Here is a 16,519-nt window from a genome sequence, read left to right on the forward strand (position 1 = left end):
TCGCTCCGGATCAGAACACTTTCCTGGGGTGGCGGCGCAGGAAGCCCCGCGCCGCCTGCCGCTTCAACCCTTGATCCGGGTCTCGGCAAGCTCCGACATGCAGGTGTCGTAGGGCGTAAACGCCACGCGGTCCGACACGGCGAACAGCGTGTAGGGCGCGTACAGGAACAGGGCCTTGGCTTGGTCCTGCAGGTAGCGCTCGACCGCCCGCACCACCTCCTCCTGCTGCGGCTCGTGCGGCGTGTGCAGGAGCTTGTCGTAGAGGGCGTCGAAGTCCGGATCCTCCGGACCCTGGCGCAGGGTCGCGTCCTTCCCGAAGAACTCCCGGTGGACGCAGGCCACCGGATATTGCGGCGTCCAGTCGAAGTACCATTCGAGCTTGACGTCGAACTCCTCCGGCGGCTCCTCCTTGGCACTGACGAACCGGCAACCGAGCCCGATCTTCGCGAGGCACTGCCCGATCGCCGCGACCACGCCCTCCCAGGCCGGCGAGGCGACGAACACGAGCTCCCGCCCCCCGATCCCGGCAGCCTCGAGGGCGCTCTTGGCGGCCTCGGGATCGTGCGGGAACGGCTTCATCTCCGGATCCGCCCCGTAACGGCCGGGCTGGATGAATGCCGGGATGACCGTGCCGTAGCCGTGCGCGCCCTGGTGGAGCACGAACTCGCGGTCGATGGCGAGGTTCAAGGCCCGGCGGGCCTCCGGGTTGCGCCAGGGTGAGTCCGGACGATTCTCGTTGAAAACGCCCGTCAGGATCGTCTTCGCCTTCTTCGTCTGGATCTTTCCATGCTCGCTCGCCGGGAAGGCGTGCGCCTCGTCCGGCGTCAGATCGAAGACCACGTCGACCCGGCCGTCACCGGCCGCCACCGACTTGATGCCCTCCGCCTTGCCGATCACGTTGTCGTAGACGATCCGGACCGTCGGCTTGCGGTCGGGATTCCAGTAAGTCTCGTTCGGCTCCATGACCACGCGGTCGGAGCGCGAGTCGATCAGCGAGACGCCTTCGGTAAGCACGAACGGGCCAGTCCCCCACGGACCAGGCGCGTCGATCACTCACCAATGGCCTTCGGCCGATCCCGTCTTCGGGTCGACGAAACCCCATTCGTTCCAGAATCGTGTCGAGGGCAGATGCATGCCCCGCAGCTTCATCAGCGCTGCGGAGTCGCCGCCGGGGAAGCGCATCCGCACAGTCCGGTCGTCTACAACCTCGCAGGTGACGTCCCGGGCGAAATTCAGGAAGGCGCCCGGCGGGTGCGGGTTGGTCCATTCCTGGACCTTGTCGAAGCCGAGCTTGAACATGCCGGCGTTGAAGGGCTCGCCATCCTGATAGACGGCCTGCCGCATGGTGAGTTCGAGCGTCTCGCTGTCGAGCCAGCGCCAGGACTCCGCGAGGCTCGGCTGGCCGATGCCGTCGTGGTCGACGCGGTTGGCCTCCTCCATGGTGTTCCACGTGATGGAGAGCCAGTTGACGGGCGACGGATCGACCACCGTCACCGTGTTGTGGGGTCCAAAGGGCTGTCCGCCGACCGGATCCCCCGTCGCATGTGCGTCCATGTCTCCTCCTTGTTTCCATGCTCCGCATCGCGTGCGGGCACCGTCCGGAACGGTTCGAGCCGGATCAGGGGAAAGATAGCGCGCTACCGCATTGCCCTCAATCGATCCGCTGATACCAGATGGCTGAATCGCCGCTCTGCAGAGGAGGGCAGGTGTCTTAGGCTGGTTTCCGGGTTCGCGCGCTTGGCCGATTCTGGCGGCCGCGATGTGACCGGGCTGAGAAGACGGCGACGGCTGTCCGCAGGGCCGACATGCGTCGGTAGGGGCGCGCACATGTTTCCGGCGACTCTTCTCCGGGACAGACCAACGGTTCTGGGCGAGCTTCCACCCCGACACAGAACGCGGGAAAGTGTCTCCGTCGGCTAGAGCGGCGTGGATCCGCTTTGGAGAAACCGATCGAAGCGACCACCATGAACAAATTTCGGTTCTCTCCACGGTAACCGTACCCCGCGGGGCTGAACTCGATCCCAGCGTCGAATATTATATTTTGGCGCGCAACTCTGACTCTGATGCACTTCCGCTTCTCATCCAGGCCTTGGGCCAGCGATCGTGGCCGCACCACCTCAGCATAGCTGCCGCGGTCGCAGGGACTGATCTGGATCGAGGCGGTCTCCTTCAGCCAAGTCTGCCCAGCGGCCGGCCGCGGCCCGGAAGAGGTCCATGACCACGATGTCGATGGGCTCCCCGGTGGCCGACGGGCCTTGGACCTCGCCGGTTTGTCTGCCCTGGAAACGCGGCCGCCCTCGACGACAGGCCACCACGCAGGATCGCGGTGAGCGTGCGGATACCCGCGGGGCCGCGCACCTCGAAGTCGAGGCCCGGGTCGGGTCAACGAGATCAGGTGCGATGCTGGCCTCCCACCGAATCTCGTTGCGGTCGCGGACGCTTCAAAAAAGGCGCGGACGAGCCGCGCCCTGTCATCCATCATCAGCGCAGCGCGCCGGGCTCGTGGATCGGGCAGCGGTTGAAGCGCTCGCGGAACTCGGCCGAATGCCGGTAGGGGGCGTTGCGGGCGCGGTTCACGTTGCCGAGCGGCCGATGCGCGGCGAGCCCGGTCCAGACGCTGAAGCGCATCTCCTCATCGACCGCCTGGACCCTGTCCGGGTGCCAGCTGTCCTGCGGCTGGACACGGACGACGCCGACCCGCTGGAACGGTGCCTCGTCCTCCTTCCACTCCACCGTCGGATCTTCGACCGGCTGGCGTTCGAGGTCGCGGCAGAGTTGCACGCGGAACTCCCATTCCCCGGCGATGCCGGCCATCTCGGACTGGACCGTCTCGCGGATGGCGTTCGGGCGGCCGGAAGCGTCGATCTCGGTGCCGGTGAGGGCGGTCAGCGCCGGGGCGACGGGGACCAGCGAGAACTTCGCGATATAGTCGCCGTACCGGAACGGGGTCAGGCTGTTATAGGTCTCGCCAAGTGGGTCGACGTTGGGGGCTCCGCCGAGGGAGCCGATGGTGGGGCTGTCGATACCGACCGCGTGGAGGGCTTTGTTGACCCCGCGCAGCACGGTGGAGGCGGCGACCTTCAGCCCCTCCACCCGGTCGGTCGTGCCGGCGAGAAGCTTCAGGCTGCCGAGGAATTTCTCGGCGTTCGGCGCCTGGAACACCGTGCCGTTGACCATGATGAAGTTCTGCGTTGTCCCCTCCGCATCCGGGAGACGCTCGCCTTCGACGTCGAGGACCTTCAAGGCAATGCCCCTGGGTAGGGAGACGGCGTCAGGCAGGATGTCACCGGCGTTGGTCGACATCCGCATGTAGACCTTGTGCTCGCCCGCTCGAGCGAACAGGCCCTGGGCCAATTCGGGGGGCAAGTCTGCATCGATCGTCAGCGTACCTTCGAGGATGCCGTGCGATTTGGCGTGGACCGAGCGCACCGCGTGCCCGGAATCCTCTGCGACCCTGGTCAGGATCTTGTCGAAGGCTGCGTTCAGCTCTTCGATGATCTGCCCTTCGTCTGGCCTCACCGCCTCGACATCGGGACTGTATCGCACGGGTGGTTGCACGGTCTGTCTCCTGCTGTCTCCTGGCGACGGCCGAGAGAGAACAGCCACGGGTAGCTGACGTTCCGCATTGCGCGACATTCAATTGCCCATGAACGAACTATGGAACGTCCGCCGGGCGGACGGCTTATCGGCGGTGCGGCTTGCCAATTCGCGCCGGAGCGATCGCCTTGCGCCTGCCTCCCATTCCCCCGAGTGAGCTCAACGACGAGCAGCGCGATCTCTACGACACGCTCAGGGCCGGCATCGCCAAGCAGTTCCAGGGATTCCAGACGGCCACGGCAGACGGTGCGCTCCTCGGCCCGTTCAAACCCTGGCTCCACGAACCCCGGATCGGCAGAGCGGTTTGGGAACTGACCGAGGCAGTTTCAGCCTGCGGCGCCCTGCCGGACAACGCACGACAGGTTGCCATCCTGGCCACTGGCGCCCGGTTCAAGGCCGCCTTCGAACTCTACGCCCATGTGAGGATCGCCCGCGACAAAGGCTTGGCCCCGGACAAGATCGCCACCATCACGGCCGGTCAGCGCCCCGCGGACCTCTCGCCCAACGAAGCGGCCGTTTACGACGCGGCCACCGCGCTCAACGCCGGCGGCGTGTTGCCGGGACCTGTCTACGCCCGTGTCCAGGCGGCCTTCGGACCCCGGGGCATCGCCGAATTGATCCACCTCGTCGGCCTCCACGCGATGGTGAGCACGACGCTTGACGGCTTCGACGTCCCCATCCCGGACTAGCAGGTCGATCCCGCGCCCTGACTTCGGCTTTCGTCAAACACTCCCAGAGGCGAGCCGCACGCCGAGGAGACGCTCATGACCTACCTTCGCTATGCCCCCGACATCGAGACGCCGGCGCCGGACGAGCAGACGTCCATCGACGGCATCATCCAGGGGATGACCCAGCAATCGCAAGTCGTGGAGAAGCGCCAGCATCAGGCGGTGCGCGCGAGCCACGCCAAGAGCTCAGCCTGCGTCGTCGGCGAATTGGTCATCCCGGAGGGCCTGCCGCCCGAACTCGCGCAAGGTCTGTTCGCCAGGCCGGGGACACACAAGGTAGCCGTGCGTTTCGCCCAGGGGCCGGGCGAGACCCTGGGCGACCGGGTGTCCACCCATCGCGGCATGTCGATCAAGGTGTTCGGAGTGACGGGCGAGAAGCTGCCCGGCCACGACGTCGACACCCAGGACTTCGTGCTCGCGACCGGCACGACCTTTCCGTCCGGGACGGCAGCGGGTTTCCTGCGTGACGGCACGGTGATCGGCAAGGCGACCGGACTGCCCGAGGGTGTGAAGAGTGCGGTCGCTGCCACCGCACGCAACCTCAACCGGATGTTGCATGCCTTCGGCACGGAGAGCGCCATGGCCGACTTTCTGGGCCATCCCTACAGCCATCCGCTCGCCGACAGCTACTTCAGCCAAGCCCCGATGCGGTTTGGCGACTACGTCGCCAAGCTCGGCGCGGTCCCGGCTTCGCAGGCGCAGTGGGACTTGGCCGAATGGCGGCTCGACCCGCACGGTGACGAGGACGGTTTCCGCCATGCAGCCGCGGCGTTCTTCCGCAACCACGAAGTGGTCTTCGAAATAAAGGCGCAGCTTTGGGCCGATGCCGAACGCCAGCCCATCGAGGATGCCTCGGTGGACTGGCCGGTCGCGATCAGCCCGTACCGCACGGTGGCGACGCTCCGGCTGCCGCGCCAGGATGCCTATTCCCCCGAGCGGGTGCGCTACTTCGATGAGGTGATGACCTTTCGGCCCGCGCACAGCCTCTCGGAACACCGTCCGCTCGGTTCGGTGATGCGGGCACGGCTCCAGGTCTATCGGGCCCTCAGCGATTTCCGACATCGCGCGAACGGTGTCACCGGCGAGAACACGGCCACGCCGGACAGCATCCCGGCTTGAGCATTTGCCACTACGCCGGAACGCGGGGTCGCGCCAGCAGTCAGTCTGCATTGAGAAGCATGGGTGCCTGAGTTGCCCATCCGCAAATCAGCGACCATTCGGTGGAGCTGGGTTCACCGAATACCTGCTTTCAGGATGCTTGCTTCTTCAACGGAATGACTGGGTTGCGTCGGGAGAGATCGTCCGCCTTTATGGCGAGCCTTTTCCGAACCAGGCATAACGCTCACAAACTGACTACGTCACGCCGGTAGGCCGGCGCGCGCAGGACTGTATGGTCCCGGAATGTGGTGTGACGGATCGAGCTTGAAGCGTTTGGGCTGTTTGGTCCAGACCTGAAGGACATGCTCGTAGGGCGTGAGGCCACAAAGGGTCTTCAGCCGACGGGCATGGTTGTAGGCGTCGACGAAGAGCTGCAGGTGCGCCTGGAGCTGTTCGTGCGTGTCGTAGTGGTAGCGCTTGACCGCAGCGTCCTTGATGGTGCGGTTCATCCGCTCGACTTGACCATTGGTCCAGGGATGGTTGGGTTTGGTCAGGCAATGCGCGATGCCGTGCTCATGGCAGACGCGGTCGAACATGTGCCGGCTGTAGAGGGCAGTCGGGCCTGAGCGGTTGCGCGGGGCATGGCAGAATTGCACCCCGTTGTCGGTCAGCGCCGTGTGGATCTTGTACGGCACGAACGCGACCAGCGCGCGGAGGAAGTCTGAAGCGGTGTCGCGGTTGGCCTCCGTCTCCAGCTTGGCGAAAGCCAACTTCGAGGTTCGGTCGATAGCCACAAACAGGTAGAGCTTGGCTTCCTCCGTCCTGACCTCGGCGATGTCGATGTGGACGTAGCCGATGGGGTAATCGGCAAAGCGCTTCCTCTTGGGCTTGTCGCCCTCCATCTCGGGCAGGCGGCTGATGCCGTGCCCCTCAAGGCAACGGTGCAGCGACGAGCGGGTCAGTTGCGGAATCGTGGGCTGCAGGCCGTAGAGGCAGTCGTCCAGCGGCAACAGGGTATGCCGGCGGAAGGCGACGATGGTCGCCTCGTCCTCCAGTGTCAGGACCGTCGACCGAGCTTCTTTCGGCCCCATGGCGGCATCGGCCGTCGACTGCCGTCCGCGCCATTTCTGGATCGTCGTCGGGCTGACGCCGTGGCGCTTGGCCGCCGCTCTCACACTCTCTTGACGTAGCTGTATTGCGCGACGGATCGCCTCCGTCGTGCGGGCGCTGCCGTGGAGAATTTGGCCCATAGCCCATCCCTCACCGCATGGTGGTCAACCGTACCACCACATCGCGGGATCAAACACCTAGCGGGAACACCTCCGCCTCGTAGAGCATCACCCCGTCTCGGGGCGACATCGGCGAAGAACGGCTGTCTTCGAGCCAGACGGTCGTTCACGTTCTGGTCGCTTGCGCACGATGACGTTGCGCGGCATCGCCAGCCCCTTCGTCACCGTCAGCACGCTGCTGCCATGTAAGCCCCAGCGCTCCGTAAACCGACCTTATGCGACGCTCGATTCGAGTTGGGAGCGTCCGTTTAGAGGGTGCCGTCACAGCCCGTTGAATGGCCGGGATAGGCGCAAGGGCGAACGACCGGTTTCGCGCGCGATGGCGGTCAAGTACGACGGAGACTGGCCGCAAGTGGAAGGTGTGCTTTGAGATAGATCTGCTGTAAAGGCAGACGGGCCCGTCGCCAACCGACTGATGCGCTGAGCGGCATATTGGTTTCATTCAATGCAGTAAATCTGTAGATGTCATTTCGCTTATATTTCTAATTTATTTAATAATGTAAGCATAGATAATTATCATAAGCTGATATATTGTAGTTTTTACCTTGATCGAAATCGAAAATAAATCAAACCCGACAATAATAAAATAATTGCGCGATTCAAAGTTTGATCGCGTCGTCGTTGCCTAGAATCCGACAAAATCTTGCCCGACAGAATATTATAGTTGGATTTACCAAAACTCAATATCAAGAGTTATTTTATAGTATCAAGGCCGCTCCGATTCGGGACAATTTTGAAATATACAACGTTTGACAGCCCGTGGAATCTCCTTCCCGGTTGCTCCCCCCGTCTACGTAACTTTCCGTTGCCCTTTTTCAGGGCCAGGCAACCTAAAATATGCAAAATGCGATCGATCCCCCTTCACAGCGCCCTGAATATGGCTAAGCTTAGATCAGGACGCGGCCACTTCTGAGCCTGGTCTGTAGAGGGTGAGTTGATGCGAGGGCGTTTCTTGTTGTCGGCCGGCGCGGCTGGTGCGATCATCGCACTGGGTCTGGCTCCAGCGCCCTCCCACGCGCAAAGCGCGGGCGCCGTATTCGGCGGCTTGGCTGGAGGCGTCCTCGGCGGCGTCATCGCCGGCTCGATTGCCGCGCAGGCGGCGCGTGAGCGACCCGTCGTCGTTTATGCCCCGCCGCGCCGTACCGTCCGTGTCATCCATGAAGTGCGGCGCGTGCCAGCTCCCCGGCGGAAGGTAGTCCGTGCGAACCGTCAGCCCATGCAGCCCGCCGCCGGCCCGACGGGGGCGCAGGTCGTGAACGCGTCCGCAGATCCCTTCGCCTCGCCGCGGGGCAATGCCACGACCTCGATCAACCAGACGCGCTGAGAGCCACTTCCAGGACGCACGCCGGATCGACGCGCATGTCTCGCATAAAGGTTGCCTTCGCTGTTCTGGCGGTCGTCGGCGGCGTGGCACACCCCGCCGCGGCATCGCCCGCGCCACCGAAGCTGACGGTCGACAAGAGCTTCGGGAAAGTCGCGGGCTGGTCCATCGGCTACAGCGAGAGCCTCGGCGGCTGCCTGGCGGCGGCGAGCTACGGCGACGGGACCACGCTGTGGTTCGGCTTCAACGGCGCCCGTGGCGCGTCGTACTTGGCCCTCACCAACGCCAAGTGGCGCTCGCTGGAGGTCGGCGGGCAGTACGAGCTCCGGATGATAGCGGGCCGCCAGAAGTGGCAGGGGACATTCACAGGGTTCGAGCGCGGGGACGCGCACGGGCTGTACCAGTCGGGGCTGAAGGAACGCTTCGTGGCCGACCTGTCCGCGTCCGGCAGCATCAACGTGATCTTCCAGGGACGTCAGATCGCCGTCCTGTCCCTCGTCGGATCCACGGAGGCCTTCGACGCCGTTATCGGCTGTCAGAAGGACGTGACGACGGCGGCCGCAAAGGCGGAGCCCGCGCCCGATAGCCCGCGCAAGCGCGAAGCCGGCATGACCAGCACCGGAACCGGCTTCTACGTGTCGGAACGCGGGCATCTGCTGACCAACAACCATGTGGTCGAAGCGTGCTCGGATATCTCTGTGCAGCAGCCCGGCCATACCGCCCTGCGGGCCCGTCTCGTGGCCCGGGACGCCGCCAATGACCTCGCGGTGCTGACCACCGATTTCCCGCAGAAAGCGGTGCCGCCGCTCTCGATTCGCGCGCGGCTCGGCGAGAACGTCTATGTTTACGGCTATCCCCAGAGCAATGTCTTGGCTTCGACCGGCAATTTTACCATCGGCAGCGTGACGGCGACGGCGGGTTCAGGCGACGACACCCGCAAGATTCAGATCTCGGCGCCGGTCCAGCAGGGCAATAGCGGCGGCCCCGCCCTCGATCAGTTCGGCAACGTGATCGGGGTGGTGCAATCGAAGCAGGTCGCGTTCGCCTCAGGCGATGTGCCGCAGAACGTCAACTTCGCAATCAAGTCGACGATCGCCCTCAACTTCCTCGAGGCGAACGGCGTCGAGGCGCCGATAAACGTGCGCATGACGGACCCAATGGACGGAGCCGCGATCGCCGAGAAGGCTCGCGATTTCACGGTCCAGATCACCTGTCATTGAGGCCGGCACGGCCGCAGCCGCATCCACTTGCGGCCGCTGCAGGTTTCGGCGGCGTTCTACCACGATGGGAAGCCCCGGGACGTGTGTGGCTTCCTCGCCATGGCGTGCGGCAAACACTCTGAGTCGCCGTGTACAGGCAGCTGCGCGACCGCTTTAACCACTTGAGATTGTATATGCGTTAACCCGCAAGCGCTTAGGTAGAAGCAGCAATCGTGTTCGAGAGACACTCTAGTGCTAGCCTTGAGCAGATCTAGCAGAAGCAAGCTAGTATTCACGATAAACCTTGTGTCCTCCGTGCTGAGCGCTGCGATGTCCTGCGGCGCGTCATCTGCACGCGACGGCGATATGGGTGTGGGGGTTATCCAGTCCTGCGACCATCTGGCGAGCGCTCCGTGGGATCCGGACGCCCCCGACGCACAGCGGACCGTCAACTTCCGGGATCTGCGCGCCAGCGCGGCCGTCGCGGCGTGCCGGGCAGCAATCGCTGAGGCCCCGCGCCTGCGTCGCCTCCACTTCCAGCTCGGACGCGCCTACGACCGGCAGGGCGCAAACCACGATGCCTTCGAGGCCTATCGGCGCGCGGCCGAACTGGGCAGCGGTGCAGCCAAGGTCAATATCGGCATCCTCTATCAACAGGGGCGCCGATTCGAGAAAAGTGATGCCAAGGCGCGCGCTTGGTTCCGCGATGCGGCCGAGACAGGCATTCCGGAAGGGATGTACTGCTACGCGGTCGCCCTCGACAACGGGATCGGTGGCTCTCCGGACGCGGCGGCGGCCAGAGCCTGGTACGTGAAGGCCGCCGAGCGCGGCACCACGAAGGCGCGGGACGCGCTCGTGCGCCTTGAACTCGACGGCTCCGGCACGGGCGTGCGCTGTGATTAGCCGGCGGCCGCAGGCCGCGTGGGCGGTGCGGTCATGACCGGCGCCACGCGCTTCGTCGCCAGCCGGACGCTGAGCGGACTCGATGCGGTGCGCCTCGATGACCGGCCGGTCATCGAGGCGTATGACCGGCTGCGGCGGCTCCTGCGCCAGCACGGCGGCGACGCCGCTGCCGAACTCTTCGCCGAACCGGTCATCTCGCGCAGCAACGGGGCGGCCGCGGCACGCGTTGACTGGTACACGAATCTCAAGGGCGCGATCCGGCCGCTCGCCGACCTCGATCCAGACAGTGCAGCCCGCCTCAGGCACCGCCTCGGGGCCGCGCTGGCGGCGCTGGAGCCGGTGCTGCGGGACCGCGAGGCGGGGGCGTTCACGGCGGCGTGCCTCAACCTCGCGGGACCTTCCGCCGTGCTGGCGGTCGGGGACGTCCCGCTCCTCGTCGACTGGGGATTGCTTCCTCAGGGATTGGCCGCGGACGAGCGCGGACGCGTGCGCCATCACGCATCAACGCTTGGCGCGGTCGCACCCGAACACCTGCCCTATCCGCCGATCAGCCGTGAGGACTGGGCCGCACGCTTCAAGCCGACGGCTTCAATCAGCCAGGATCCGTCGCCTGGACCACGGCACGGGATCGCCGCGCGGCCGGCCTGGCGCGGCAGCATCGCGCCGGTCGTCGCCGCCGGGACGGCGGCGGCCCTGGTCGCGCTCTCCTACGTGCCGGGCGTGCTGGTCTTCCCGCCTCTGCCCCGGGTGGTCTCGGCCGAGTCCAGGGCCTTCCAGACGGCCTGGCTCGACGGCCTTCGCCGCCGGCGCGATGCCCTCGCCGCGGCGGAAGGCTTCGCCTGCCCCCGTCTCCGGACGGAACTTCCGGGCCTGGTTCCGCAGAGCCCTGCGGGTGTGCGCCTGCCCGCGGATCCGACCGCCCCGCCCGCGGCCCGCGCCGCCGTCGAGCCGTCAACGTCGCCGGCAGAATCCGTTCGACCCGGCACGCCGGCCACCGACGGGCTCATCGACCGGCTGGAGCGCAGCACGGTCCTGGTCCTGGCCGGCGACGCGACCGGCTCGGGGTTTTTCATCGCGGACGATCTCGTCGTCACCAATCGCCACGTCGTCGAGGGCGCCGCAACGCTGATGATCGCCGGGCGGCACGCCGGCGTCGTCCCGGCGACCCTGGTGCAGGTCGGCGCTCCGGGTACCCTGACCGACTTCGCCCTGCTGCGGGTCCCGCCGCGCTCGGGGGGGCGGCCCCTCGCCCTCGCGAAGCCGGGCCGGCCGCTGACGCCGGTGGTCGCGGCCGGGTTCCCGGGCCTCTATCTCGGCACCGACCCGACCTTCGCGCGGCTCCGGGACGGCGACGCTGCCGCGAGCCGCGACTTGGTCCCGGTGGTTCAGACCGGCGTGGTCAACCATCTGCAGCGCTACGACGAGGCCGCAGTGACACTCGTGCTGCACGGTGCTGAGATCGCACCGGGCAACAGCGGCGGCCCGCTCGTCGACTATTGCGGCCGCGTCGTCGGCGTGAACGCCTTCGGCCGCACCGATGACCGGATGCCGGTCACCGCGCGCTACGCCCTTGGCGCCGACGGTCTCGCGGCGTTTCTGGCAGGCGCCGGCGTGACCGCGGCTCTCGATGACCGCCCGTGTGATCTCCAGGCGACGCCCCGCCCTGCAGTGACTGCCGCGGCGGAGCCGGCCGAGGCTGCCGCAACGACGCCGGCCCAGGCGCCAGCCGCACCGGCGGGTCAGACGGCTCCGCGGCCGGACGCGCGAACCGCCCCTCGGCCGGGGCGCGACGCCCGCCCGCCGGCACGCTGAGGGGCCGTCATCATGCCAGCGACCACAAAGCTCACCGAGACGCCGCGCCTCGGCCTCGACCCGGTCAATCCGAAGCTCGGGCAGCAATACGAGCAGCTCGTGGACCTGTTAGCGCGCCGTCTGAGTCCGGCGCATGCACACCTGTTCGCCGAACCGGCCCCCGTCGCGGTCGCCGGCACTGGACGTCCAGGCTTCGCGTGGTTCGCCGCGGTCGACGGTGACGCGCGGCCCGTGACCGCGCTCGATCCCGTCGCCGCCACGACCCTGCGCGAGACCGCGGCCCGTCTGGTCGCCGAGATCACCGCCTTCGCGGATGGCCTGGAGCACGAGGGCGAGGCCTCGCGTGACCTTGCCCGTCTGCTGCGGGACGCGCTCGTTGTCCCGGACGCCGACCACCTGTGGTCGGTCGACGGCCAGCCGGTCCTGGTGGCCTGGGGCTTCCGGCGTGCCGGCTCGGACGGCCCGGCCGTCGCGCGGGGCGCCGCGATCACGGCGAGCGCCGCGGCGGTGGAAGCGCCGGCCAGCAGCCCCTGGGCGCCGCCGCCGGCTCCGCCTTTAGACACGGCCGGAGCGCCCGCGCCGCGGCCCGGCGTCCGGCTCGCGCCCACGCGGCGGCCATGGCTCGCGCCGATCCTCTGGCTCGTCTTCGTGCTGCTCTGCGGCGTCTTGGCGGATCGGCTCCTCCACGCCTGCGCCGTCGGCAGCGGCGACTGGCCCGCCTGGATGCGCGCGGCGCTGCCCGATCACTGCCCGGCACCGTCGGTGGCCCTCGATCCCGACGGCAGCGCGATCCTCGCGGCGATACGGACCACGGATGGCGCCGTGCGGGCCGCCGAACTCGCCCTCACGCGCCGGGCGCTCACCTGCGATGCGAACTGCCCGGTGCCGCCGCGGCGAGCCGCACTCGAGGCCCCGCAGGTGATCCCGCCCGACCTCGCGCGGCGTCTCACCGGCATCGAGCGCGGGCAGGGTCTCGAACTGACGCTCGCGTGGGAGGGCGCGTCCGATCTCGACCTCCAGGTCGTCTGTCCGGACCGCACGCGCATCAGCTTCGACCACCGGGCCTCCTGCGGCGCCCGCCTCGTGGCCGACCAGAACGAGAAGGGCGGGAGCAGCGCCAGCCGGCCGGTGGAGCACGTGATCTGGGACGATGCCCCCGCCCCAGAGGGCCGCTACGGCGTCGAGGTCGGGCTTTTTGCCCGTCACGGTGAGGCGAGGCCGGAGATCCCGTTCCAGATCATCCTGTCGCGTCACGGCGAGGTCGTCCAGCAGCGCACCGGCCGGATCTCGGCGGAGAGGGTCGCGCAGGCCGTGCTGTCCTTCGACCTGCCGATTCCGGCAACGCCGCAGAGCGGGCCCCAGGCCCCGACCGGGAACGCTGCTGTGCCCTGACCGACCCGACGCCCAGAGTTGCTCCCTGACCCGCCGTCCCGCGTCACACGAGACCCGCCACCCGCGATGTTCGTCGACCCCGTCCCCTTCGGCCCCACGATCCGGCTGGTCCCGCACAGCGGCGTCCAGTTCGTGGAATACGCCTTCCACATCGACACGGTCGGCCGCCTGTCCCGCCGCTTCGTCGAGCGCGCTGTCTCAGGCTCGCCCGGAGCCGACGGACGCCGGACCTACCGCCTGCTCCCGACCTAGAACGAGGACGACCCGGGCGCCGACGCGGTCGAGACCGCGCAAGGCGACGACCGGGAATACGCGGTCGGCGAGCGCGGCGCCCTCGAGGTCTTCCTGGAGAAATGGACCCCGGTGCCGATGCTGCGGGTCAAGGCCGGAGTCGAGGGCGGCGAGGAACTCGACCTCGGACCGACCAACTGGGCGCGCGTGCGGATCGTCGAGGTCGCCGACCGGGCGCCGGACAGCCCGATCAGCCACCGGGTGATCTTCGCCTTCGACACCGAGCTGCTCGAGCGGCGCCCGAACCGGCCCTACACGGCGCCTTGCCTGGAGGATGCCGCCAACGAGCACGAGTTCCGCTTCGCCCACCGCTTTCGCGACATCGGCTGGTTCCTGGGCGCGGCCGGGGAGGACGAGGAGACTCGCCGGCTGGCGGGCTTCCAGGAATGGGTCCCTGCGTGGCTGATGGAGCAGTTCCGCGAGTTCAAGGCGGCGCAGCGGCCCGATCGCCCCCTGCGCGATACCGACTTCCCGAATGCGCTGGAGCATTATGCCCGGTATCTCGTCTTCCTCGAATACCTGCAGATGGCGGTCCGGCCCCGGACCCTGCGGCTGACCGATACGGTGACGGCGCAGCCGGCGATCCGGCCGGTCACGGTCGACCTGATCCTCGATATCGGCAACAGCCGCACCTGCGGAATCCTGATCGAGTCCCACCCCAACGAGGACCGGGTCGATCTCAACAACTCGTTCGTGCTGCAGCTGCGCGACCTTTCCGAGCCCGAGCAGGTCTACACCGAGCCGTTCGAAAGCCATGTCGAGCTGTCGCACGCCCGGTTCGGCCGCGATCACCTCTCGCGCCTGTCGGCGCGCCCGCGGGCGTTCTTCTGGCCAAGCCCCGTCCGGGTCGGGCCCGAGGCCGGCCGGTTCCGCGAGCTTGCCCAGGGCACCGAGGCGGTGGGCGGCCTGTCGAGCCCGAAGCGCTATCTGTGCGACGTCCGCCCGGTGAACCAGGAATGGCGCTTCCCCGACCGCGACTACGGCGCCGACGGGACGAGCCCGCTGATCGACCGCACGATCCGGCAATTCGTCAACAGCCGCGGCGACGTCATCGCGCAGCTCGACGCCGACAGGAAGCGCTACGGAATCCGGGTCCTGCCGGACGACCGCGTCGGTGCCTCGCGCCTGACCTTCTCGCGCTCGTCCTTCTTCACCTTCATGGTCGCCGAGGTGATCTGCCACGCCCTTTCGACCATCAACAACGCCGGTGTGCGGGAGCGGCGGCGCACGAAGGACGCCCCACGCAAGCTGCGCCGGATCATCCTCACCCTGCCGCCCGCCATGCCGGTCCAGGAGCAGCGCCTGCTCCGGTCCCGCGCCGAGGGAGCAGTCAAGCTCATCTGGCAGCTCATGGGCTGGGCCGACAATCCGCCCCCCGGCCTGACCCAGCCCGAGGTCCACGTCGCCTGGGACGAGGCAAGCTGCGTCCAGTTCGTCTACCTGTACGGAGAGATCACGCAGAAGCTCGGCGGCGCGGTCGACGGCTTCCTGCGCCTCGTCGGCCGCCCCCGGCCCTTCGCCGAGCCCGACACCACGCCCGGCCCCGAGATACCCCCGGAACCATCGGTGCGGATCGCCAGCATCGATGTCGGCGGCGGCACCACCGACCTGATGATCACCACCTACTACGCGGAGGGTAACCGGGCGATCAAACCGGTGCAGAACTTCCGCGAGGGCTTCCGGATCGCCGGCGACGACATCCTCAAGCGGGTGATCGAGCGCCTCGTCCTGCCCACGATCGAGGCGGCCCTGCGGTCGGCCGGGCATCCCGACCCGCACGCCCTGCTGCTGGAGCGCTTCGGCGGCGACCGCGCCAACATGGCCGAGCAGGAAAAGCATCTGCGGCGGCAATTCGTGTCGCGGGTGCTGGAGCCGATCGGCCTGCGGATCCTCGGCGACGTCGAGGCGGGCGCGGAGATCACCGCGCGCCCGTTCGCCGAGTTCTTCCCCGAACGCGGCGGCCGGATCCTGCGCCGCGCCCTGCCGCAGCAGCGCCTGCTCGACTTCCTCGAGATCCCAGCCCGCGCGGGCGGCGCGGCGGATTTCGCCCTGACCGACTGCGTCTTCGAGAGCCGGGCCGACGTGGTCGGCGCCTGCGTGGTCGCGACGCTCGACCTCGTCCTCGACAACCTGTGCGAGGCCGTGCACGCCCTCGACGTCGACGTGGTCCTGCTCTCGGGCCGCCCCTCCCGGCTCCAAGCCTTCGTCGACTGCCTCGTCGACAAGCTGGCGGTCTCGCCGGACCGAATCGTGCCGCTCCACCAGTATCAGGCCGGCACGTGGTACCCGTTCCGAGAGCGGGACAACCGCCGCATCGGCGATCCCAAGACCACCACGGCGGTGGGCGGCATGCTCTGCGCGCTCGCGGAGGGCCAGCTCACCAACTTCACCCTGTTCACCCGCCGCCTCGCGCTGCGCTCCACGGCCCGCTACATCGGCGAGCTGGAGCTGAGCGGCCAGCTCCGCGACGCCGGCCTGGTCTTCCGCGAGGTCGATCTCGACGCCCCGGCCTCGGCCCGGCGCCAGGGACCCGCGATGAGCGCGAAGCTCCGGTACTACGCGCCGATGCGCCTGGGGTACCGGCAATTGCCGGTGGAGCGCTGGATCGCGACACCGCTCTACCGATTGCGGATGCGCGCCGGCCAGGAGGCGACGCAGCTGCGGCTGCCCCTGGAGATTACCCTGGAGCGCAGCGGCGACGGCCGGCCCGACGATGAGGGGCCGGATGCCCTGCTGCGCTCCGAGTCGATGAAGGAAGAATTCGAGATCACCGACGCCTACGACGCGGACGGTCTCGACGTCAGACGCAAGATCGAGCTCGTGCTCGATACCCTGGCCTCGGAGCAGGGATACTGGCTCGACACCGGCATCCTTGCCCTGGATTGAGAT

The 16,519-nt window shown here is 67.6% G+C and carries 9 protein-coding genes and 2 pseudogenes; 8 read left to right on the forward strand and 3 right to left on the reverse strand.

What is annotated here, in order from left to right; translation table 11 throughout:
• Nucleotides 1-63: 63 nt before the first annotated feature.
• Together BM396_RS20510 and BM396_RS20520 are read right to left on the reverse strand one after the other, a co-directional pair.
• A pseudogene (locus BM396_RS20510) lies at nucleotides 64-1,554 on the reverse strand (ABC transporter substrate-binding protein).
• Between the two features lie 927 nt (nucleotides 1,555-2,481).
• On the reverse strand, nucleotides 2,482-3,558 hold the full coding sequence (locus BM396_RS20520) for a catalase family protein (protein ID WP_170867490.1): 1,077 nt from the start codon (nucleotides 3,556-3,558) through the stop codon (nucleotides 2,482-2,484).
• A 167-nt stretch (nucleotides 3,559-3,725) separates the two neighbouring features.
• Here BM396_RS20520 and BM396_RS20525 point away from each other — a divergent pair, with 167 nt between their 5' ends.
• Complete coding sequence (locus BM396_RS20525; RefSeq protein ID WP_043385437.1) at nucleotides 3,726-4,286, forward strand: carboxymuconolactone decarboxylase family protein; 561 nt, start codon at nucleotides 3,726-3,728, stop codon at nucleotides 4,284-4,286.
• A 75-nt stretch (nucleotides 4,287-4,361) separates the two neighbouring features.
• A complete protein-coding gene (locus BM396_RS20530) occupies nucleotides 4,362-5,444 on the forward strand; it encodes a catalase family protein (protein WP_043385434.1) in 1,083 nt (360 codons plus the stop codon).
• Nucleotides 5,445-5,683: 239 nt separating this feature from the next.
• Here the strand turns inward: BM396_RS20530 and BM396_RS20535 are convergent, their stop codons facing one another.
• The gene (locus BM396_RS20535; RefSeq protein ID WP_043385432.1) at nucleotides 5,684-6,673 is read right to left on the reverse strand and encodes an IS481 family transposase; all 990 of its coding nucleotides are present in this window, start codon (nucleotides 6,671-6,673) and stop codon (nucleotides 5,684-5,686) included.
• Between the two features lie 1,629 nt (nucleotides 6,674-8,302).
• Between BM396_RS20535 and BM396_RS20540 the strand changes: the two genes are divergently transcribed.
• From BM396_RS20540 to BM396_RS20560, 6 genes and pseudogenes are all read left to right on the forward strand, one after another.
• Nucleotides 8,303-9,253, forward strand: a complete 951-nt coding sequence (locus BM396_RS20540; RefSeq protein WP_244538916.1) for a S1 family peptidase — start codon at nucleotides 8,303-8,305, stop codon at nucleotides 9,251-9,253.
• 285 nt (nucleotides 9,254-9,538) lie between these two features.
• Nucleotides 9,539-10,135: a tetratricopeptide repeat protein gene (locus tag BM396_RS20545; protein ID WP_236952841.1), complete on the forward strand. Its 597-nt coding sequence runs from the start codon at nucleotides 9,539-9,541 to the stop codon at nucleotides 10,133-10,135.
• Between the two features lie 33 nt (nucleotides 10,136-10,168).
• Nucleotides 10,169-11,947 carry a trypsin-like peptidase domain-containing protein gene (locus BM396_RS20550; protein WP_043385504.1) on the forward strand — a complete coding sequence of 593 codons (1,779 nt, stop codon included), beginning with the start codon at nucleotides 10,169-10,171 and terminating at the stop codon, nucleotides 11,945-11,947.
• 12 nt (nucleotides 11,948-11,959) lie between these two features.
• Nucleotides 11,960-13,339 (forward strand): hypothetical protein, encoded by a 1,380-nt coding sequence (locus BM396_RS20555; protein WP_043385426.1) that lies wholly within the window; start codon nucleotides 11,960-11,962, stop codon nucleotides 13,337-13,339.
• A gap of 66 nt (nucleotides 13,340-13,405) precedes the next feature.
• Nucleotides 13,406-13,591 (forward strand): hypothetical protein, encoded by a 186-nt coding sequence (locus tag BM396_RS33425; RefSeq protein ID WP_244538917.1) that lies wholly within the window; start codon nucleotides 13,406-13,408, stop codon nucleotides 13,589-13,591.
• Nucleotides 13,592-13,624: 33 nt separating this feature from the next.
• Nucleotides 13,625-16,516, forward strand: a pseudogene (locus tag BM396_RS20560) (virulence factor SrfB); the annotation flags it as partial.
• Nucleotides 16,517-16,519: the final 3 nt, after the last annotated feature.

Source organism: Methylobacterium sp. UNCCL125 (genome assembly GCF_900116795.1).
GTDB lineage: Bacteria > Pseudomonadota > Alphaproteobacteria > Rhizobiales > Beijerinckiaceae > Methylobacterium > Methylobacterium fujisawaense.